Below are 18,362 nucleotides of genomic sequence, written 5' to 3'. Positions count from 1 at the left end.
TTTCATCTGCATTGCGTTGAGCGTGATTATTTCAGATCCGCCTGCCCCGGATCAAACCGGATCGAGGGCGAGGCAGTCCTCGGGACGGAAGGTGATATGGACGCTTTCGCCGTGTTGCAGGCTGTCATGAGCTCCCGGCTGAAGCTTGACCATGAACTCGGCATTCCCCGCGACATCGAGCACGGCCAGCGCGTGGTCGCCGAGATAGATGGTGTTCTGCACCTTGGCCGGCAGCCGGTTCGGCCCGTCGCTTGAGCTTCCATCCCTGACGATGGCGACGCGCTCCGGCCGCACCGACAGGGAGGTCGATGCACCTGGTCCTGAGACGTTGACGGCGCGCGCGGTCACGGCGCCGCTACCGGTCAGCGCGACGCGGCAATAATCCTTGTCGATCGTCTCGACGGTGCCGGCGAGCACGTTGTTCTCGCCGATGAAGTGGGCGACAAAGCTGTTGACCGGATGCTCGTACAGCGCGTCGGGCCTGTCGATCTGCTGCACGATGCCGTCGTTGAACACCGCGATGCGGTCCGACATGGTGAGCGCTTCACTCTGGTCGTGGGTGACGTAGACGACGGTGATGCCCATCGTCTCGTGCAGCTGCTTGATCTCCAACTGCATCTGCTCGCGCAGGCGCTTGTCGAGGGCGCCGAGCGGTTCGTCCATCAGCACGAGTTGCGGATTGAAGACCAGCGCGCGGGCCAGAGCCACGCGCTGTTGCTGACCGCCGGACAACTGCCCCGGCCGCCGCTGCGCCAGGGTTTCCATCTTGATCATGCGCAGCGCCGCGCTGACGCGCTCCTGCGTCTCCGCCTTATTGGTGCTGCGAACCGAGAGCGGGAAGGCGATGTTCTCCGCGATCGTCAAATGCGGGAACAGGGCATAGTTCTGGAACACCATGCCGATGTCGCGCTTGTGCGGCGGCACGTTCTTGATCGGCCGGTCGCTGAGGTAGATCTCGCCCTGGGTCGGAACCTCGAAGCCGGCCAGCATCATCAGCGTGGTGGTCTTGCCCGAGCCGGACGGGCCGAGCAGGGTGATGAACTCGCCCTTCCTGATGTCGAGATCGAGGTTCTTCACCACGAGGTGCTCGCCGTCATAGGTCTTTTGAATGCCGGAAAAGCGCACCAGTGCCGGCGCAGGCGCAACCATGCCGGCTTCCATCTTACCCTCGCGTCATCGGCACCAAAGCTGTCGCTCCCTCGTCCGAGGTTGCGAAAAGCAGCTTAACACCCTCGGGCGAGAATGCCAGCGGCGCAAGTGGCGCGCGGGCAGCGCGCGCTACATCCCCGACAGCTTCGTCACGTACACGTTCAGCGCGCCGCCGGCTTCGGCGACCACGCGCAGGGTCTTGGAATCGAAGGCGATGTCGGCAAGCGTCAGGCTTTCGATCCTGGCATCGACCTTGACGCCGTCCTCGCTCTTCTGGAAGTCGGCGATCGCGGCCGCGATCTTCTCACGCGCGTTGGCGGCGATCGGCTTCAGGTCGAGCGTCGCCTTCTGCACCAGTGCCTGCTGCATCTGCGGAACCACGGCGCGCGCCGCCGCTCCCAGCAGGCCGAAGGCCGCTTCGGACTCGACCGCGAGCTGGATGTCGGCGAGCCGCAGCGTCTGCTGCGCCTGGTCCAGCATCGGCCGGCCCCAGATGTGTACGGTCGCCTCGGCGCCGAGCCCGAGCCAGCTCTTCTTCTCCTTGGCGCGCACCAGCAGCGAGATCAGCAGCCGGTCGCCGGACGGGATCACGTTGACGCCCTTTACCGTGACGTCGACCGGGCCCGAGCCATCCTCGGGATAGGTGTGGCCGACCATCTGCGCGGCGATCAGCTTGTTGATCTCGGTGAAGGGCACGTCGATGGGCACGCCGATGTTCACGCCGGTGCCGGTCGGCGGCACGATCGAGATCTTTTCGGGGAACGGACAGTCCGGCTTGGACGGCGTCGAGGTCACGCGGGTCTCGAGCTCGAGGCCGAGCAGCAGCGTCACGTTCTGCGCATCGACGCGCGGCTGCGCCGCGATGGCGCGGGTCGGCTTCATCTCCAGCCACAGCGGCGGCAGCGCGGCCGAGTTGCCCGAGCCTTGCAGCGCGATCGAGCGGCAGGCCTTGGCCCATTGCAGCTTGGCATTCTCGCGCAGCGAGGGGTCGTTGCGGATGCGCTCGGAGACGATGTTGATCTGCTCGGCGACATTCTTGTCGATCAGCGGCTTCACCTGCGCCGGCACATTGACCTTGGCACCGGAGACGTTGAGGTTGGTGTCGCCGAGATTGACCTGGGCGGCGAGGTTGGGCTCGAGATGCCAGTTCGCCGCAAGCTTCGGGCGCGAGGTGACGATGACGTTGCCCTTGATCTCGGCGCTGGCGTTCAAATTCTTGATGTTGACGGCGCCGATCCGTTTCGCCGCGTCGCCACCGAGCACGCTGCCGAGCGCGTCACCGAGCGCGCCGGTCGCCTTGGCCGAGAGCGAGCCCGTCACGTTCAGCTTGCCGCTGAGCGGCGTCGAGATCGTCAGCACGTCCTTGTCGCCGGCGGCCGCCATCGGCCCGCGCACGGCGGACCAGCCGATGTCGGCGTTCTCCAGGATCTGCGAGATCGGGTTGTCGGCCTTGCCGGCGAAGTTGCGCGGCGCGGCCTTCTCGGCCTGCTCGCGGATCGCCGAGATCGCGATGGCGACCGGCGCGATCACGACCGAGCTCTTCGCGGCCGGCGGCAGCGGCGGCAACTGCGCGACCGGCGGCGCCGAATTCGTCGCGCGCGGCGAAAAGAAGTCCATCGCCTTCAGGCTGATGAAGAACGACGCCGCGAGCACCGCGACGCCGATCAGGATAGTCTTCAGATTCAACGTCAGACGCATCAATCCCCCAAGCCGCCCCGGTGGGGATTTTACAGGGCGGGCGAGGAGGGCGCTAGAGCGCACCGGTGGGGTGGAATTGGGGCGAACAGGTTAACGGCCGCCGCGCCGTATTGCTGTCAGCCGCGCTTTGGCCGGCGGACCGCCCTCACATTGCCGCGAGGCCCGCCGCCGCAGAAGAAGCGGTCGGCGCCGTCGGACTCGAGCCCCGAGACCATGGTCCCGGCGGGCATGTCGAGCTGCTCCAGCACCTTGCCGGTCTCGGGGTCGACCCGCCTGATGTCGCTGTCCTCGCCCTCCCAGGTGCCGTGCCAGAGCTCGCCATCCACCCAGGTCACGCCGGTGACGAAGCGCTTGCTCTCGATGGTGCGGAGGACCTTCCCGGTTGCCGGATCGATCTGGTGGATCTTGCGCTCGCGATATTGTCCGACCCAGAGCGAGCCCTCGGCCCAGGCCAATCCGGAATCGCCGCCGCCGCCCGGCGCCGGAATGGTGGCGAGCACCTTGCCGGTGGCCGCGTCGATCTTCTGGATGCGATCCTCGGCGATCTGGAACAGGTGGCGGCCGTCGAACGCCGTGCCGGCATGTGCGGCGACATCGATGGAGCGCGCGATCCTGCCGCTGGAGGGATCGACCGCGTTCAACTTCTCGCCGGATGCGAACCAGACATGGGTGCCGTCATAGGTGACGCCGTGCACGGCGTCGACGCCGTCAAACGGTCCGTATTCCCTGACGATCTCGGCGGCCGAACGTTTCATGTGTCTGATCCCTGTGAGGTGAGCCACCTTAGGTCTTGGGGAGCGGAGTGGGGAGTAACAAGCCTGTCGGGAAACCCGGCACGGGCGGCGTCATCCAGCGGCGCGCACGTCCGTGTCCGAAGCACTGGACCTTGTTCGACCGCGCCAGCTCATCGAGGGCGCGCTGCACGGTGCGCGGACTGATGCCGAGCGCAAGGGCGAGCGCCGAGCTCGCCCACGGCTCGCCGTCGGCGAGGAAGGCGAGGACGGCGGCATGCTTCTCCTCCACGGGCCGTGCCAGCACGAGGACGTCGCGCGTCTTGCGCGGCGCGAGCACGAAACCTTGTCTGGTCGCGCTGATGTCGGCGAGCGGCTTGAGCTTGGTGCGGAGCCGGCCGATCTCGACGCGCAAGCGCGCGCGGTGCGATTCATCGACGTGCCTCGCCCGGAACGCGCCTGCAATCAACCGCTCGCGCGAAACATCCGCGGGCCAGGCCTGCGCCAGGAGGCGGGCGAGTGCGAACAGCACCGGCCGCTTTCCGAGCGGGATGACGACGCCCTGCCGGCGCACGACATGATGGAAGGTGTCGAGGACGAGCGCCGTCGAGCTCGCCAGACGCTCCACCTCTCCGAGCAGCAACGGATGCTCGCTGCCGCGTGCGATGAGGCGCGCAGCCGGCGTGTCGAGGATCAGCTTCGCACCGTCGACCTCGGCGGTGAGCGCCGGGATTCTTGCCTGCCGCGCTGCGCTGCCTGCGCGCTTCAGCGCCGCGCGCGCGTCCGTCGTTCGCAGCCGCCTGATGGCAATGCCGGCGACCACCAGCTCGCGGACGACGCGGGAGGCGGGCGGCAGCGGCGCGGTGCCGAGCTCCGCCAGCGTGCGCTCGGCATCGTCGAGCCGTCCGAGCAGGAGAAGGCGGCGGGCCTCGATGTGACCGGCGTGCGCGGCATTGGCGAGATCGCCGTGCTTCTCGAGTGTCGCCCGCGCGGCCGCGAGCGCATGCGGCGGCCAGCCGAGATCGCGCGAGACCAGCGCGATCTCGGCTTCGGCCACCACGCATCTTGCGCGCGCCACCGCCTCGCGTGGACCGAAGGCGCGCGCGGCGCTGCGCAGCAGCGTCTTGGCCCTGGCGAGATCGCCGAGCTGCGCCATCGCGATGCCGCGCAACGCCAGCGACGGTGCATCGTTGCGCAGTGCGACGCGATTGAGCGCGCCGAGCGGATCGCCGGCCTCGAGTGCGCGGGCGGCGGCCGTGATCAGCGACTCCATGTCAATCCCGCCACACTTGTTACTCCCACCGCGCAACCGCCCGGTGCCAGAAATCGTTGACGGCCGACAGCGTGCGGCAAGGGGCGAGCGGTTCCGCGATGACGAGATGCGGACCGGCCGCCCAGGCAAGAGGTTTGGAGAGACATCATGACATCAGTCGACAATGCACGGACGAACGGACAGGCCATGCACACCCCGCCGGTGGTATCGCCGCAGGACTGGGAGGCCGCCCGGCTGCAATTGCTGGTGAAGGAAAAGGCGCATACCCGTGCCCGCGACGCCCTGGCCGCCGAGCGGCGGCGCATGCCGTGGATGGAAGTGACCAAAACCTATGCGTTCGAGGGGCCCGGCGGCAAGGTCAGTCTGGCCGATCTGTTCCAGGGCCGGCGGCAGCTGATCGTCTACCGCGCCTTCTTCGAGCCCGGCGTGTTCGGCTGGCCCGATCATGCCTGCCGCGGCTGCTCCATGGTGGCCGACCAGGTCGCCCATGTCTCGCATCTGAACGCCCGCGACACCACGCTGGTGTTCGCCTCGCGCGCGCCGCAGGCCGACATCGCCAGGCTGAAGAAGCGGATGGGCTGGACCATTCCCTGGGTCACCGTTACTGACAGTTTCGATGCCGATTTCGGCGTGGACGAATGGCACGGCACCAACGTGTTCTACCGCGACGGATCGCGCATCTTCCGTACCTATTTCGTCAAGAGCCGCGGCGACGAGCAGATGGGCGGCACCTGGAACTACCTCGACATCACCCCGCTCGGCCGCCAGGAGGTGTGGGAGGATTCGCCGCAAGGTTATCCGCAGACGCCGACCTACAAGTGGTGGAATTGGCACGACAGCTACGCGGAAGGCGCCGCGCCCGACAAGAAATGGGTCGAGATCTCGGACGCCGGCGAGAAGGCGTTTCGCGAGGAGGCCGCGGGAGAACGGAAATGACAGCTCCCGTCAGCGCGGCCCCGCCTGCCGGCCCCGACGGCGTCGCGGCCGCGCGCCACCTCGCGAAATGGCTCGGCCTTGCGGCCACGCCCACCTTCGCGATCATGGCCCTGCTGACCGCCGTGCCCGGCGGCGGTCCGGCAGACATGCTGTGCGGCGCCGGCTCCTGGCAGGGCGGGATGATGCCGATGTATCTCCTGATGAGCGCGTTTCATTCAGCGGCGTGGCTGCGGCTGATTGCGGGAAGGCGGGCGTAGGCGGGAAACGCTGCGACACCGCCGGACCTGCTACTGCGACTCCGCCTGCAGATAGGCGACGATCTTGCCGGCTTCGTCGGCGGAGATGCCGCCATAGGGCTGCATCTTGTTGCCGGATACGACTTCGTCCGGCTTGACCATGAAGCGGGCGAGCTTGTCCTGGTCCCAGACGAAGCCGGCTTCTTTCATCGAGGACGAGTAGTTGTAGTCTGGCAGCGAGCCGGCCTTGCGGCCGACGATCTTGTTGAGGTTGGGGCCGAGGCGGTTGTCGCCTTCCTTTACGGAGTGGCAGGTGCGGCAGGAATTGTTGAAGGCCTGCTGGGCTGCCGCGTCGCCCGCCGGCTGCTGCGCGAAAGAGGAGGCGGACGGGAGTGAGGTCAGCGCTCCCGCAACCGCAATCGCGCGCAGCCATGTGCTTGTCTGCAGGCGTGGTTGCATATGTGCCTCCGTCGGGGACTGCACCGCAGCAAGGTGCGCGTCGGAATGTCGAGGGCAAACGAAAACGGCCCCGTGGGGTTCCGGGGCCGTTTGCGTCAGAATGTCCTGTGGGCTTAGCGCGTGGCGGCACCGAGGTCCGCGCGGCGCTCACTCATCGGCAGCACGATCACCTTGGTGCCGACGTTGACGCGGGAGTAGAGGTCGGTGACGTCGTCGTTGGTCATGCGGATGCAGCCGGAGGAGACGTGCTTGCCGATGGTCTCGGGCGCGTTGGTGCCGTGGATGCGGTAGATGGTGCCGCCCAGATACATGGCGCGGGCGCCGAGCGGGTTGCCGGGGCCGCCGGCCATGTGGCGCGGCAGATAGGGCTGGCGGGCGATCATCTCCGGCGGCGGGGTCCAATCCGGCCACTCGGCCTTCTTGCTCACCGACTGGATGCCGGACCAGGTGAAGCCGTCGCGGCCGACGCCGATGCCGTAACGCAGCGCCTGGCCGTTGCCGAGCACGTAATAGAGATAGGTGTTGGGCGTATCGATGATGATGGTGCCCGGCGCCTCACGCGTCGCGTAGGAAACCGTCTGGCGGCGGAAGCGGGCCGGCATCTCGACGGTGTCCTGATCCTCGGAAGGGGCCACCTGCGAGGGCGCCGCCTGGTAGGGCTGATAGGGCTGGATCGGCTGCGGCGCCGCCATCGGCGGCAGCGGCTGGAAGAAGGGGAAGAGCTGCACCGGCGCGGCCTTGGCCGGGCCTGCGAACGCGATGGCGGAGATCGCGACTGCGCCGAAAGCAACGGCGCGCGAATACGTCTTGAACGTGTCCAGCTTGAACATGTGATCGCCCCTGTTTGCTCGGTGATTTTGATCACCGCGGCACCGTTGCGGTGCTCCGTTGCCTAAATCACTAACGGAAACAAGTTTCGGGACGTTTGCGCGGAAAACCGAAAACGGTTTCGTCGCGGAAAGGATTGTTTCATGACAGTTTCGTGGCCGCAGGGGTTCGTTAACGAACAAAACAGCGGGCCGACACTTCTGTGACGTCACACGCCTGAAATATCCTTCGTTGATGGTCCTAAGCCGAGAATCATCAACTCTCGGGATTTCCCCATGCGGGTATTAATCGCGACTGACGCCTGGCATCCGCAGGTTAACGGTGTGGTGCGGACGCTGACCTCGCTGGCGAACGCGGCCAAGGCCCTCGATGTCGAGATCGACTTCCTGACGCCGGACGGCTTCCCCTCCTGGCCGCTGCCGACCTATCCGGGCCTGCGCATCGCGCTGCCGAGCGGGAAGGAGATCGCGTGGCGGATCGAGAAGGCGGCGCCCGAGGCCCTGCACATCGCGACCGAAGGCCCGATCGGCTGGGCCGCGCGGGCCTATTGCCGCCGCAACCGGCTTGCCTTCACCACCTCCTACACCACGCGCTTTCCGGAATACGTCTCCGTGCGGACCGGCATCCCCGATGCGGTCGGCTATGCCGTGCTGCGCCATTTCCACGATGCCGCGGCCATGACCATGGTGGCGACGCCCTCGCTGCGGCAGGAGCTGTCCGAGCGCGGCTTCAAGCGGCTCGGCTTCTGGACGCGCGGCGTCAACACCGAGCTGTTTCATCCCGACAGCCCGGCCAAGCTCGATCTGCCGCGCCCGATCTTCATGACCATGGGCCGCGTCGCGGTGGAGAAGAATCTCGACGCCTTCCTCTCGCTCGACCTGCCCGGCACCAAGGTCGTCGTCGGCGACGGCCCGCAGAAGGCGGCGCTGGAGAAGAAGTATCCGGACGCCGTGTTCCTCGGCGAGAAGAAGGGTGCGGATCTCACCGCGCATCTCGCCGCCGCGGACGTGTTCGTCTTCCCCAGCCTGACCGATACGTTCGGCGTGGTGCAGCTCGAGGCGCTCGCCTGCGGCACGCCGGTTGCGGCGTTTCCGGTGACGGGTCCGAAGGACGTCATCGCCGACCATCCGATCGGCGCGATCGATCACGATCTGCGTACCGCGTGCCTGCGCGCACTCACCATGTCGCGCGAGACCTGCCGCAACTTCGCGCTGGAGCGTTCCTGGGAGAACAGCGCGCGGCAGTTCGTCGGAAATCTCACCTCACTTCAGCCCAGCCGCGCCTTGCGTCCCACGCCTGTCATGGCGCGGCGGCCGGTGCGCAGCTGATCGAACCTTTGAACCACAGCGAGAACCTCATCGATGGCTAAGATCATGAACCTTGACGGCACCCAGCAGCTCGACCTCACCCGCGGCTCGGTCGAGCAGGCCTATGACCGCTGGGCGCCCGTCTACGATCTCGTGTTCGGCGGCGTGTTCGCCAAGGGCCGCGCGGCCGCGATCGCGGCCACCAACAAGATCGGTGGTCGCGTGCTCGAGGTCGGTGTTGGCACCGGCATCTCGCTGCCGCTCTACGCGCCGCACCTGCGCATCTTCGGCACCGACATTTCGGACGCGATGCTCGACAAGGCGCGCCAGCGCGTCACCGAAGGCAATCTCAAGAACGTCGAGGGCCTCGCGGTGATGGACGCCGAGAAGCTCGAATTCCCCGACAATTCCTTCGATGTCGTGATGGCGCAATATGTCGTCACCGCCGTGCCGAACCCGGAGAAGGCACTGGACGAATTCGCCCGCGTGCTGCGTCCGGGTGGCGAACTGATCATCCTCACCCGCGTCAGCGCGGATGCCGGCATGCGCCGCTTCATCGAGCAGAAGCTGCAGCCGGTGGTGCGTCCGCTCGGCTTCCGCACCGCCGAGTTCGCCTGGTCGCGCTACGCCAAATGGCTGGCCGGCGCCAACGGCATCGAACTCGCCGAGCGCCGCCTGATCCCGCCGCTCGGTCACTTCTCGCTGGTGCGCTTCCGCAAGGTCGACGTCGCCAAGGCGGCGTGAGCAGGGCGGACTGAGAGCGGCGGCGCCGTTCGCCGCTCACGCGTTCACGTGCGTCATCGCGCCGCTGCACATCGTCACATGACAAAATGATGATGTCACACGGCCTACATCGAATCCCTGTAAATCCTGAACCCGAAAGTATTTTGGGGGAGAGCATGATCAAGAATTATCTCGAGCAGCTGCGGATCCAGCGCTGGGACGACCATCGCTACTATCACCACAGCCGCATCAATCAGAGCCTGCACTTCGTCAGCGCGCTGAGCTTCCTCTTCGCTTATGTCTGGCTGTTCATCGACCCCGTGGTCTCGGCGCTGGTCGGCTGGCTGGTGTCGATGACCTCGCGCCAGGCCGGTCACTTCTTCTTCGAGCCGCACACCTACGACCACATCAACCAGGCGACGCACGAGTACAAGGAAGAGATCAAGGTCGGCTACAACCTTCAGCGCAAGGTGGTGCTGATGGCGATCTGGGCGCTCTCGCCGCTGGTGCTGTTCGTCGATCCGACCGTGTTCGGCCTGTTCACCCCCTGGGCCAGCGGGACCGACTTCATGCGGCAGACGGCCAAGATCTGGCTCTTCATCGGCGGCGGCGGCCTCCTGTTCCGCACTGTGCACCTGTTCTTCATCCGCGACGTCGAGACTGGCCTGGTCTGGATGACCAAGATCCTGACCGATCCGTTCCACGACCTGATGCTCTATCGCAGCGCGCCGCTCGCCTTGATGCGCGGCGAGCTGATGGACCCCGGCCTGCACCTCAATCCCGAGCACACGCTGGGCTTCATCGACGAGCCCGTGCTCGAAGAGCAGCACGCCTGAGCGCGCCGCGCACACCAAACGCTCCGATGTCTGATGGTTACGTCATGCCCGGCCTTGCGCCGGGCATCCACGTCTTGGGGGCTGCTTCGCTTATGCTGCCGAACGAGCTCGACCTGCATGGTTCGAGACGCCCGCTATCGCGGGCTCCTCACCATGAGGGTCAAGGATTTTCCCGCGAAGCCAGTCCTCATCCTGAGGAGCCCGCCAAAGGCGGGCGTCTCGAAGGATGGCCGCGAGCGAGCTCTTCGCCAAGCTCTTTCCATGAGCGATACGCTCGCCGCGCGCGAGGGGTGGGGGAGGGGAGAGCTGTGCCTGTGCTGGCCTCAGCGCCCGAAGCGCTTGGCCAGCATCTCTTTCAAAATCTGCCGCTTGATGGTCTTGTTGGTCAGCACGCCGTCGTGCCACCAGAAGCCGTCGGCCTGCATCTTTTCGGCCGCGCGGACGAAGCGTTCGGCGACCTCGGTGAAATCCGCGTCCGTGTAGTTCAGGCTGAAGATCAGCCGGCCGGTGCCGACCCAGCTCAGCGCCAGGCCCTCGGCGCGCAAATAGTATTGCAGCATCCAGTTGTAGCGGGACGGCGTGGTGTATTTCACCGTCCAGATCGACGAGAAGTTGGCGAACCGCACCGGCAGGTCTGCGTCCGTCATCATCTGGTTGAGCTTCGTCACGCGGCCGTTCCAGGTCTCCTCCAGCCCGTCATAGACGGCGCGGAAGTTGGGACTGGCGAGCCGGCTCAGGAACTCGTCCATCGCCGTCATGACATAGGGATGCGAGTTGAAGGTGCCGCGGGCGAAGCAGATGTCGGCGGGACGATCGTCGCGGAAGCGGCGCATCAATTCGCGCTTGCCGCAGACCACGCCGACCGGCAGGCCGCCGGCGAGACTTTTGCCGTAGGTCACCATGTCGGCCTTGACGCCAAAGTATTCCTGGGCGCCGCCGGCGGCGAGGCGGAAGCCGACGAAGACCTCGTCGAAGATCAGCACGATGCCGCGCTCGGTGCAGACCTCGCGCAGCTTCTTCAGCCACTCGGTGTAGGCCGGGCGATCGAAATTGCCGCCGCGCGAACTGTCGACCAGCGAGGAATCGCCGGGCGCATTGCCGTTCGGGTGCAGGCCCTGCAGCGGATTGACCAACACGCAGGCGATGTCCTTGCGGGTGCGCAGCACGTGCAGCGTCTTCTCCGACATCTCGGAGAGCGTGTAGGTCTCGTGCGCGGGAATCGGATTGCCGACACCAGGCTGCACGTCGCCCCACCAGCCGTGATAGGCGCCGGCGAAACGAACGAGATGGGTGCGCTTGGTGTGGTAGCGCGCCAGCCGCACCGCCTGCATCACGGCTTCGGTGCCGGACATGTGGAACGAAACCTCGTCGAGGCCGGAGATCTGGCAGAGCCGCTGCACGTTCTCGAGGATGACAGGGTGGTAGGGGCCGAGCACCGGGCCCAGCGCATGGGCGCGCTTCTCGGAGCCCTCGATGCACTCCTTGTAGAAGTCGTTGCCGAAGATGTTGACGCCGTAGGATCCCGTGAGGTCGTAGGAAGTGTTGCCGTCGACATCCGTGACGGTGACGCCGCGCGAGGACTCCATGAAGGTCGAGGTGCCCAGATGCTCGCGCACCAGGCGCGAGAACTGGAACGGCACGCGGTAGCTCTCGGTGAAGTTCAAATCGGAGATCGTCTCCGCCGCTTCCTTCGTCATCGCGCGGCCCTTCGGGTAGCGCTCGGCGTAAAGCCTGGCGAGACGGAAGAAGGCGTCCTTGCGCTGCTTCACCACGTTGTCGGGCGCGCCGTCGCAGCCGAAATATTTGTCGCCCTCGAATTCGTAGAACGGGAGCAGCTTTGCCACCCGCCGCGACATCTTGGAGTGTCCGGCGAGCGATCGGTGCTTGGCGCGGGACAGTTCGACCCGCGCCTTGATCTTCGGGAGGACGGCGGCAGCAGACGCTGCGGCGGCCACGGAAAATGAGAGAATCGGGAGTGTCGTTTCCATGACAACAAGCGCTAATACTGCGAGCTGACAGATTCATGACAGTCAAAGCCCTCATCGCCTCTTTCACCCAGCAGGAAGACCTGAACTTCCTGTTGACCAACCGCATCCCCCGCGCGGCCCTGACCCGCTTCATGGGCTGGTTCTCCAAGATCGAGAACCCGATCGTGCGGGACTTCTCGATCGCGCTGTGGAAGCTGTTCTCCGACCTCGACCTGTCGGAGGCGCGCAAGACCCACTTTCGGAGCCTGCACGACTGTTTCACGCGGGAGCTGAAGCCGGGCCTGCGGCCGTTCGACCAGGACCCCTCAGTCGTCGCCAGCCCTTCGGACGGCATCGTCGGCGCCCATGGCAAGATCGCCGACACCGAGCTATTCCAGGTCAAGGGCGCGCCCTATTCGCTGCTGGACCTGCTCGGCGATTCCGCGCTGGTCGAGCAGCACCGCAACGGAAGCTTCGTCACGCTGCGGCTGACCTCGAGCATGTATCACCGCTTCCATGCGCCCTATGACGCGCATATCGAACGCGTCACGCTGATCCATGGCGACGTCTGGAACGTCAACCCGATCGCGCTCAAGCGGGTCGAGCGTCTGTTCTGCAAGAACGAGCGCGCCGTGATCCGCACGCATCTTGCAACCGGAGAGGCGGTGACGCTGGTGCCGGTGGCCGCGATCCTGGTCGCGAGCATCCGCCTGCACTTCCTCGACATGGTGCTGAACGCGCAGACCCGCGGGCCGGTCAATTTTCCGTGCGATGTCAACGTGACCAAGGGCGAGGAGCTAGGCTGGTTCGAGCACGGCTCGACCATCATCATCCTCGCGCCCGGCGATTTTACCTTCTGCGACGGCATTGCCGAGGGCACGCGCATTCGCGCCGGCGAGGCGCTGCTCCGGAGAAAGTAGCCTTCAAACCGCCGTCCCCGCCGCCTATATCGTCCGCGGGGACGATTTGACGATAACGGATTTCGTGATGGCGCGAGCGCCGGTCGTGGCGGCGGGTGGTATTGTGTTGCGGCGTGGCTCGACGCCGCTGATCGCGATCGTGCGCCAGCGCAAACGCAATGAATGGGTCCTGCCCAAGGGCAAGCTCGACGACGGCGAGACGCCGAAAGAAGCCGCGCATCGCGAGGTGCTGGAAGAGACCGGCCACGACGTCGCCATCCACGAATTCCTGGGCACGCTCGTCTACCAGTCCGGTGGACGCTCGAAGGTCGTGCATTTCTGGCGGATGGAGGCCGACGGAGGTCCGGTCCGCAAGTTGATGAACGACATCAAGGCGGTCGACTGGCTGACGCTGGACGACGCGATCGCACGCCTGTCGCGCGAATACGAGCGTGCGTTCCTGACGCAGATCGGCCCGATCGCGCTCGCGGCGGCGGGGCTGGCACCTGCGGTCGTCGCCGAGCCCGCACCGGTCTCGGAGCAGATTCCGCCCGAGCCGAAATCGCCGCTGGCGGCCGACGATATCGATGCGGCCTTGCAGACATTGACGCCGGCCGAGGCGGCTTCGGTCGAAGAGCTGCAGCACGGCTTGCTGCAGAAGGTGAAGGCCTGGCTGCGCGGCGAGGCGTGAGATTGCACCGCGTCGCAATGACGGAGGAAGCAGCGGGGTGAGGTTGTATCCCTCCGCCCGTCGAACACTCGTAGGGTGGGCAAAGGCGCGCTTGCGCCGTGCCCACGTCTTCCAACAATTATGCAAGTCGTGGGCACGCTGCGCTTTGCCCACCCTACGATACGGCCCGTCGTCGCGATGACGGTGAGCCCTCTCCCCTTGCGGGTGAGGGGTGTCTCTCCGCGAATGAATCTCTTGATGCGCGTTCGCGGAGGCAACCGCTCATCCGGCGCCATAGCCGAAGCTTCGCTTCGGCGTTCTTAAGAACGGCGGCCGTAGGCCGCCTATGCCACCTTCTCCCGCAAGGGGAGAAGGAAGAAAATCACCGCCGTTCTTTCTCCTTCGGAGCCGGCTTGCGCGGGGCTGCGGGACGCTGCACGCCGGGAACGCGCTGCTGGAAGCCGCCGGGGCGCTGCACGCCCGGTTGCTGCGCTGCGGGCGGTTGCCCCGGCTGCAGGCCGGTGCGCGGCGGTTGCGGCGTTGCGCCCGGCTGTGGCGGCACGGTTGCTCCAGGCTGAACCTGTCCGCCGCGCTGCGGCTGGGCTTGTGGCGTGCCGTTCGGTGCCGCGTCCCGTCCGGTGCGCGGTGCACCGGGACGTGCGGCGCCTTGCTGCTGGCCGGGTTGCCGCTCGCCCTTCTGCTGCTGGCCACGCGGCTGCTGACCCTGGCCCGCCCGCTGGCCGCCCGGCTGAGCCGCGCCGCCTTGCTGTCCTTGTCCTTGCCGCTGCGGCGGCTGTGCGCCTTGCCGGCCCGGAGCACCCGGCTGCTGCTGGCCCGGACGGTTGTTCTGGCCCGGCTGGCCGTTCGGCCGCTGCTGTTGCTGGCCCGGCGCGGTCGTCGGCCGCAATTGCTGCTGCTGCGGCGGCTGGGCCGGCCGCGGAATGCGGCTGATCGCGGCCGGATTGGCGCGGCGGAAGTCGCGCTGCTCGGTGACGATCTGCCGGCCCGTGGTTTGCGCCAGATGAACCTGGCTGACGAAGCCGCGGTCGCGTGCGATCTGCTGCGGGGCAATCGTGATGGGCACGGCGGCAAATCGCATGACGCCGCCCGTGGCTGCGCCCGGGCGGATGGCAAAGCCGCTGGCGCCTTGCGTGAGCGCGCCGAGCCGCGCGCCGCTGCTGCGGTCGTTGACCTCGATGTGGCCGACGCGGCCGTCGGCGTCGGGATAGAGCTTGATGTTGACGTTGTTCGCAGTGCTGGCCGTCACGCCCTCGGGCACGTCGACGACGCCGGTGGTGCCGCGGATGCCGAGCGTCGCGGTCGGTGTTGCGATCTTCATGTCGCCGCTCTTCGCCACCGCCGCGGCGACGAAGGCAACCGTGCCCTTGCCGATGTCGAAGATCGCCGAGTTCTGCTTGCCGCCGTCCTCATAGACGTAATTGTCGATGGTGATCCTGGCGCTGGCGGAGAGGTTGAACGTAGTGGCGTCGTTGAAGGTGATGCCGAGCGAGGAGTTCGACGAGGTCTGCACGACGTCGTTGAGATAGATGTCGTCGCGCACGCGCAGCGGATAGGAGTTCTTGTCGCGGACCACGGTCGCGATCCCCGTCACTGTCGCGACGTTGCCGATCGGCTCGACCGCGGGCGCCTGCGCATCTGTCGCGGGCGCCGGTGATGCCGACGGCGTCGGCGAGGCGGATGGCGACGGCGCGGGTGCCGGCTGCGCCTGGGCAAGCTCGATGGTGTCGGATGCATGAGCCACGCTGCTGCCAGCCAGCGGCAAGGCCAGCAAGGCAAGCGCGAAGCCGAAGCGGCGCCAGGCTACCAATGAAGTCACGAGGATGTCCCGGTGAGAATGCGAGGCGGGTGTTTTTTGATTTCAGCCGGGGGTAGCTGAATGGCGGATGAACATGTGTCGCAGGGACGGGGTGAACGTTCAAGCGGCGCACGGCGCCCATGAATGTGGCTCGGTCCTCTCCCCAACGTCATGGCCGGGCTTGTCCCGGCCATCCACGTCTTGCTTTGCGCCACTAAGAACGTGGATGCCCGGGACAAGCCCGGGCATGACGGACAGTTGGGTATGTCTCGTGACTCGCTTCGGTGTCAGCTCACGCGCTTCCAGGTCTGGCCGCCGCAGAACATGCCGCCGAAGGCGCAGCCCTGCACACGCAGTGCGTTCGGGCCCTTCATCGCGATCGTCGAGTCGTAGTTGCGGCCGGAGTCGGGATCGTGGATGCGGCCGCTCCACTTCGCGCCGTCGGGCTTCATGTTGATCAGGATGCGCTCATTGGTCTTCTGGGCATAACCGCAGAGATTGGCGCCGCACTGCTCGACGCGGACATTGCCCTTGTTCTCTTCGGTCGCCCACACGCCGATCGGCGAGTTCGGCGCAGCCACTGGTGCGGCGGCGACCGGAGCCGGAGCGGGCACGTAGGCAGGAGCGGGCGCAGCCGCGACCGGAGCAGGAGGCGCAACCGGCGCGGCCTGCGTCGTCGTGTCGACGGACGGCGCGGCGGCAACGGTCGGCGCGGGCGCGGCGGGCGCAACAGCGGGGGCGGCCGGTGCGGTCGCCTGGACCGGCGCCTGCTGCACGGGCTGCTGCTGCACCGGAGCCGGTGCGGGCTGCGCGGTCGTGGCCGGAGCCGGCGTGGTGTCGACGTCATCGTCCTTGGAGCCGCCGAGGCCCTTCAGGTTGATGTTGTTCAGCTTGATCGGCTTGTCCGAGAGGCCCGGCGCGACGATGGTCACGCAGTTGAGCGAGGCGCAGTTGCGCGGCGTCTCGATGCGGATGTGCTGGCCCTCGATCTGGAACGAGATCGAGTTGCCGCCGGCATGGGCGGCCGCCGTCGAAGCCAGGAAGAGCGCGGTGGCGGCGATGGTGAGCTTGTTCATGACAGCCTCCGAAATTGTGCGGTCCCGTGATGGACTGAAGTCGCTGGTGGATGAAGCGTGGTTCGACCTTACGCCGTGCCGCTCCCGCCTTCCGTGACGGACGTCACAACGGCCGGCCGCCGCTTGGTGAGGCAGCGCACATTCGGCTGCTGTTTGCGCGACGTAACCTTGCCGCGACACGACGGGAGGCGCCGATGGCACGGCTTACGACTTCGCTTGGCATATTGATCGCCCTGATGGCGATGGCGCCTGCGGCCGAGGCCGGCTCCTATTCCTTCTCGATCGGCGGCCACCGGTTCCACGTCGAGGCGCCCAGGAATTGCCGGTCGAGTTCCTGTGTTTCGGTGTCCAGCCGCAGCCTTCGGCCGGCGGACAATGTCACCACGACATGGGCCGCGCCGCCTCCGCCGGCGCCGCTGGTCCAGGTGCAGCCGGTCGTTCCGCCCGCTCCGGTCCGGCCGCCGCAGCCGGCCGTGGCCGCGCCATCGCCGGCATCGACGGCGCCTCTCCTTGCCGCGACGACGTCGCAGCCCGTCGTGCCGTCGCCGGCGCCCAAACTTGAGACACCAAAAGCATTGAGTCCCAATCCGCCGCGGGTCGACCTGCAGCACGTGGATCCGCCGAAGACCGTCGCGCTCGATCCGCCGCGCGTAGCGCCGGTTGCCCCTCAACCCGAAACCGGGCAGGGCACGACGATCGCGCAGCGCGGTGACGAGGACGCATATTCCCCGCTCGGCGAATGGGAGAGCCGAGGTGCCAAGGGCACGGTTCGCATCGAGCGCTGCGGTTCGGCGCTGTGCGGCTTTGCGCTTACCGAGGCCGCCAACCGGGGCGAGAGCGTGCTCGTCAACATGAAGCCGAAGACGCACAATGTGTGGACCGGCAGCATCTACAGCCGCTCCAGCGGCAACACCTACTATGCGACGATGACGCTGAAGGGCTCGGGCAGGCTTTACGTCGAGGCCTGCGCTCTCGGCCGCTTCTGGTGCTCCGGCAACGACTGGACCCGCATCGAGGAGCCGGAGGACAAGGTGGTCTCGACGTCACGGCAGTGGAGCGCGCGGTCGTAGTTCTCTCTTACCCTCCCCTGGAGGGGGAGGGTGGAAGCGTCATCCCCTGTCCAATTTGTAACCGTCCTGCACCGAACCTGCTTCTGCCTTGCACGCGACCGATGGGCAAGGAGAGCCGGCATGAAACGCATCAGCCTCATCGCCGCGCTGCTGATCGGCAGCGCGATCCCTGTCCACGCCGACACCGACATCTGGATTAATGTGCTGAAGCAGCAGCGCGGCGACGATGTGCTGCATGTCGACAGCGCTTTCTGCGATGCTCAGGTTGGCGCACCGCAGAACGGCACGGCGACATCGGCACGCTACAAGCGCTGCATGCTGTCGCGCGGCTGGCGCTTCAGCCGCACGCGTCGCGAGAAGGACGATCGCTATCCCGATCCTGACAATCCCGGCATGATGTGCCGCGACTTCAAGATCGGCGGCATCACGGGTTCGGAATGCTCGAATTTCTGATGGGCACGCAGTGACACACAGCGGCTGCGCGATGCGCTCAGCCGGGCAAGCCCGCGGTGCCGTCTATGCAATCTCTAGATCATGCCGAGCACGATGGCGCCGACGAAGGCCATGGCGAGGTACGCGGTGACTACGCTCAGTCTCCCGGCGAAGGTCATGAGGTCGTTCCCTCCATGCGCGCCGCCCCGCGCGCATGGCTTATGGTTAACAGAAAGTCTCTCTTCGAAAAAGTCAG

At 66.6% G+C, this 18,362-nt stretch carries 18 protein-coding genes; 9 read left to right on the top strand and 9 right to left on the bottom strand.

What is annotated here, in order from left to right; all coding sequences use genetic code 11:
* Positions 1 to 51: 51 nt before the first annotated feature.
* From A7X65_RS23630 to A7X65_RS23615, 4 genes are all read right to left on the bottom strand, one after another.
* Positions 52 to 1,161: an ABC transporter ATP-binding protein gene (locus tag A7X65_RS23630; RefSeq protein WP_063689430.1), complete on the bottom strand. Its 1,110-nt coding sequence runs from the start codon at positions 1,159 to 1,161 to the stop codon at positions 52 to 54.
* Between the two features lie 117 nt (positions 1,162 to 1,278).
* The gene (locus A7X65_RS23625) at positions 1,279 to 2,847 is read right to left on the bottom strand and encodes a DUF4403 family protein (RefSeq protein ID WP_063689421.1); all 1,569 of its coding nucleotides are present in this window, start codon (positions 2,845 to 2,847) and stop codon (positions 1,279 to 1,281) included.
* A 116-nt stretch (positions 2,848 to 2,963) separates the two neighbouring features.
* Positions 2,964 to 3,602 carry a Vgb family protein gene (locus A7X65_RS23620; RefSeq protein WP_063689419.1) on the bottom strand — a complete coding sequence of 213 codons (639 nt, stop codon included), beginning with the start codon at positions 3,600 to 3,602 and terminating at the stop codon, positions 2,964 to 2,966.
* A gap of 28 nt (positions 3,603 to 3,630) precedes the next feature.
* The gene (locus A7X65_RS23615) at positions 3,631 to 4,851 is read right to left on the bottom strand and encodes a hypothetical protein (RefSeq protein ID WP_063689416.1); all 1,221 of its coding nucleotides are present in this window, start codon (positions 4,849 to 4,851) and stop codon (positions 3,631 to 3,633) included.
* A 147-nt stretch (positions 4,852 to 4,998) separates the two neighbouring features.
* Between A7X65_RS23615 and A7X65_RS23610 the strand changes: the two genes are divergently transcribed.
* Together A7X65_RS23610 and A7X65_RS23605 are read left to right on the top strand one after the other, a co-directional pair.
* Positions 4,999 to 5,787 (top strand): DUF899 domain-containing protein, encoded by a 789-nt coding sequence (locus A7X65_RS23610; RefSeq protein WP_208608624.1) that lies wholly within the window; start codon positions 4,999 to 5,001, stop codon positions 5,785 to 5,787.
* Positions 5,784 to 6,044: a hypothetical protein gene (locus tag A7X65_RS23605; protein WP_063689410.1), complete on the top strand. Its 261-nt coding sequence runs from the start codon at positions 5,784 to 5,786 to the stop codon at positions 6,042 to 6,044. The genes A7X65_RS23610 and A7X65_RS23605 overlap by 4 nt, the downstream gene beginning before the upstream one ends.
* A gap of 30 nt (positions 6,045 to 6,074) precedes the next feature.
* On the opposite strand, the gene A7X65_RS23600 is transcribed toward A7X65_RS23605, so the two are convergent.
* Together A7X65_RS23600 and A7X65_RS23595 are read right to left on the bottom strand one after the other, a co-directional pair.
* On the bottom strand, positions 6,075 to 6,482 hold the full coding sequence (locus A7X65_RS23600; protein ID WP_063690750.1) for a c-type cytochrome: 408 nt from the start codon (positions 6,480 to 6,482) through the stop codon (positions 6,075 to 6,077).
* A 113-nt stretch (positions 6,483 to 6,595) separates the two neighbouring features.
* Complete coding sequence (locus A7X65_RS23595; RefSeq protein WP_063689407.1) at positions 6,596 to 7,312, bottom strand: L,D-transpeptidase; 717 nt, start codon at positions 7,310 to 7,312, stop codon at positions 6,596 to 6,598.
* A 273-nt stretch (positions 7,313 to 7,585) separates the two neighbouring features.
* Here A7X65_RS23595 and A7X65_RS23590 point away from each other — a divergent pair, with 273 nt between their 5' ends.
* From A7X65_RS23590 to A7X65_RS23580, 3 genes are all read left to right on the top strand, one after another.
* On the top strand, positions 7,586 to 8,638 hold the full coding sequence (locus tag A7X65_RS23590; RefSeq protein WP_063689405.1) for a glycosyltransferase family 4 protein: 1,053 nt from the start codon (positions 7,586 to 7,588) through the stop codon (positions 8,636 to 8,638).
* Positions 8,639 to 8,671: 33 nt separating this feature from the next.
* Positions 8,672 to 9,361, top strand: coding sequence for a class I SAM-dependent methyltransferase (locus tag A7X65_RS23585; protein ID WP_063689402.1), 690 nt, complete (start codon positions 8,672 to 8,674; stop codon positions 9,359 to 9,361).
* A 155-nt stretch (positions 9,362 to 9,516) separates the two neighbouring features.
* Positions 9,517 to 10,176 (top strand): hypothetical protein, encoded by a 660-nt coding sequence (locus tag A7X65_RS23580; RefSeq protein ID WP_063689399.1) that lies wholly within the window; start codon positions 9,517 to 9,519, stop codon positions 10,174 to 10,176.
* 323 nt (positions 10,177 to 10,499) lie between these two features.
* Here A7X65_RS23580 and A7X65_RS23575 read toward each other — a convergent pair whose 3' ends face one another.
* Positions 10,500 to 12,164 carry an aminotransferase class III-fold pyridoxal phosphate-dependent enzyme gene (locus A7X65_RS23575; RefSeq protein ID WP_063689396.1) on the bottom strand — a complete coding sequence of 555 codons (1,665 nt, stop codon included), beginning with the start codon at positions 12,162 to 12,164 and terminating at the stop codon, positions 10,500 to 10,502.
* A 35-nt stretch (positions 12,165 to 12,199) separates the two neighbouring features.
* On the opposite strand from A7X65_RS23575, the gene asd reads away from it, so the two are divergent.
* Together asd and A7X65_RS23565 are read left to right on the top strand one after the other, a co-directional pair.
* On the top strand, positions 12,200 to 13,063 hold the full coding sequence (gene asd, locus A7X65_RS23570; RefSeq protein ID WP_063689394.1) for an archaetidylserine decarboxylase: 864 nt from the start codon (positions 12,200 to 12,202) through the stop codon (positions 13,061 to 13,063).
* A 67-nt stretch (positions 13,064 to 13,130) separates the two neighbouring features.
* The gene (locus A7X65_RS23565) at positions 13,131 to 13,733 is read left to right on the top strand and encodes an NUDIX hydrolase (protein WP_063689391.1); all 603 of its coding nucleotides are present in this window, start codon (positions 13,131 to 13,133) and stop codon (positions 13,731 to 13,733) included.
* 361 nt (positions 13,734 to 14,094) lie between these two features.
* On the opposite strand, the gene A7X65_RS23560 is transcribed toward A7X65_RS23565, so the two are convergent.
* Together A7X65_RS23560 and A7X65_RS23555 are read right to left on the bottom strand one after the other, a co-directional pair.
* Positions 14,095 to 15,540, bottom strand: coding sequence for a FecR family protein (locus tag A7X65_RS23560; protein ID WP_063689388.1), 1,446 nt, complete (start codon positions 15,538 to 15,540; stop codon positions 14,095 to 14,097).
* A 275-nt stretch (positions 15,541 to 15,815) separates the two neighbouring features.
* Positions 15,816 to 16,604, bottom strand: a complete 789-nt coding sequence (locus A7X65_RS23555) for a DUF2147 domain-containing protein (protein ID WP_063689385.1) — start codon at positions 16,602 to 16,604, stop codon at positions 15,816 to 15,818.
* 194 nt (positions 16,605 to 16,798) lie between these two features.
* On the opposite strand from A7X65_RS23555, the gene A7X65_RS23550 reads away from it, so the two are divergent.
* Both A7X65_RS23550 and A7X65_RS23545 read left to right on the top strand, forming a co-directional pair.
* On the top strand, positions 16,799 to 17,674 hold the full coding sequence (locus A7X65_RS23550; protein ID WP_063689382.1) for a DUF2147 domain-containing protein: 876 nt from the start codon (positions 16,799 to 16,801) through the stop codon (positions 17,672 to 17,674).
* Between the two features lie 120 nt (positions 17,675 to 17,794).
* Complete coding sequence (locus tag A7X65_RS23545; protein WP_063689380.1) at positions 17,795 to 18,127, top strand: hypothetical protein; 333 nt, start codon at positions 17,795 to 17,797, stop codon at positions 18,125 to 18,127.
* Positions 18,128 to 18,362 lie beyond the last annotated feature (235 nt).

Origin of the sequence: Bradyrhizobium stylosanthis (genome assembly GCF_001641335.1) — a bacterium.
GTDB lineage: Bacteria > Pseudomonadota > Alphaproteobacteria > Rhizobiales > Xanthobacteraceae > Bradyrhizobium > Bradyrhizobium stylosanthis.
The sequence above is the reverse complement of the archived record's forward strand: the minus strand, read 5'-3'. Positions and strand labels throughout refer to the sequence as shown.

Coding starts and splice junctions, on each gene's coding strand:
- A7X65_RS23545 (WP_063689380.1), top strand. CDS start 17,795: ATGAAACGCATCAGCCTCATCGCCGCGCTGCTGATCGGCAGCGCGATC.
- A7X65_RS23600 (WP_063690750.1), bottom strand. CDS start 6,482: ATGCAACCACGCCTGCAGACAAGCACATGGCTGCGCGCGATTGCGGTT.
- A7X65_RS23585 (WP_063689402.1), top strand. CDS start 8,672: ATGGCTAAGATCATGAACCTTGACGGCACCCAGCAGCTCGACCTCACC.
- A7X65_RS23565 (WP_063689391.1), top strand. CDS start 13,131: ATGGCGCGAGCGCCGGTCGTGGCGGCGGGTGGTATTGTGTTGCGGCGT.
- A7X65_RS23630 (WP_063689430.1), bottom strand. CDS start 1,161: ATGGAAGCCGGCATGGTTGCGCCTGCGCCGGCACTGGTGCGCTTTTCC.
- A7X65_RS23575 (WP_063689396.1), bottom strand. CDS start 12,164: ATGGAAACGACACTCCCGATTCTCTCATTTTCCGTGGCCGCCGCAGCG.
- A7X65_RS23620 (WP_063689419.1), bottom strand. CDS start 3,602: ATGAAACGTTCGGCCGCCGAGATCGTCAGGGAATACGGACCGTTTGAC.
- A7X65_RS23580 (WP_063689399.1), top strand. CDS start 9,517: ATGATCAAGAATTATCTCGAGCAGCTGCGGATCCAGCGCTGGGACGAC.
- A7X65_RS23625 (WP_063689421.1), bottom strand. CDS start 2,847: ATGCGTCTGACGTTGAATCTGAAGACTATCCTGATCGGCGTCGCGGTG.
- A7X65_RS23610 (WP_208608624.1), top strand. CDS start 4,999: ATGACATCAGTCGACAATGCACGGACGAACGGACAGGCCATGCACACC.
- A7X65_RS23615 (WP_063689416.1), bottom strand. CDS start 4,851: ATGGAGTCGCTGATCACGGCCGCCGCCCGCGCACTCGAGGCCGGCGAT.
- A7X65_RS23555 (WP_063689385.1), bottom strand. CDS start 16,604: ATGAACAAGCTCACCATCGCCGCCACCGCGCTCTTCCTGGCTTCGACG.
- asd (WP_063689394.1), top strand. CDS start 12,200: ATGACAGTCAAAGCCCTCATCGCCTCTTTCACCCAGCAGGAAGACCTG.
- A7X65_RS23605 (WP_063689410.1), top strand. CDS start 5,784: ATGACAGCTCCCGTCAGCGCGGCCCCGCCTGCCGGCCCCGACGGCGTC.
- A7X65_RS23550 (WP_063689382.1), top strand. CDS start 16,799: ATGGCACGGCTTACGACTTCGCTTGGCATATTGATCGCCCTGATGGCG.
- A7X65_RS23595 (WP_063689407.1), bottom strand. CDS start 7,312: ATGTTCAAGCTGGACACGTTCAAGACGTATTCGCGCGCCGTTGCTTTC.
- A7X65_RS23590 (WP_063689405.1), top strand. CDS start 7,586: ATGCGGGTATTAATCGCGACTGACGCCTGGCATCCGCAGGTTAACGGT.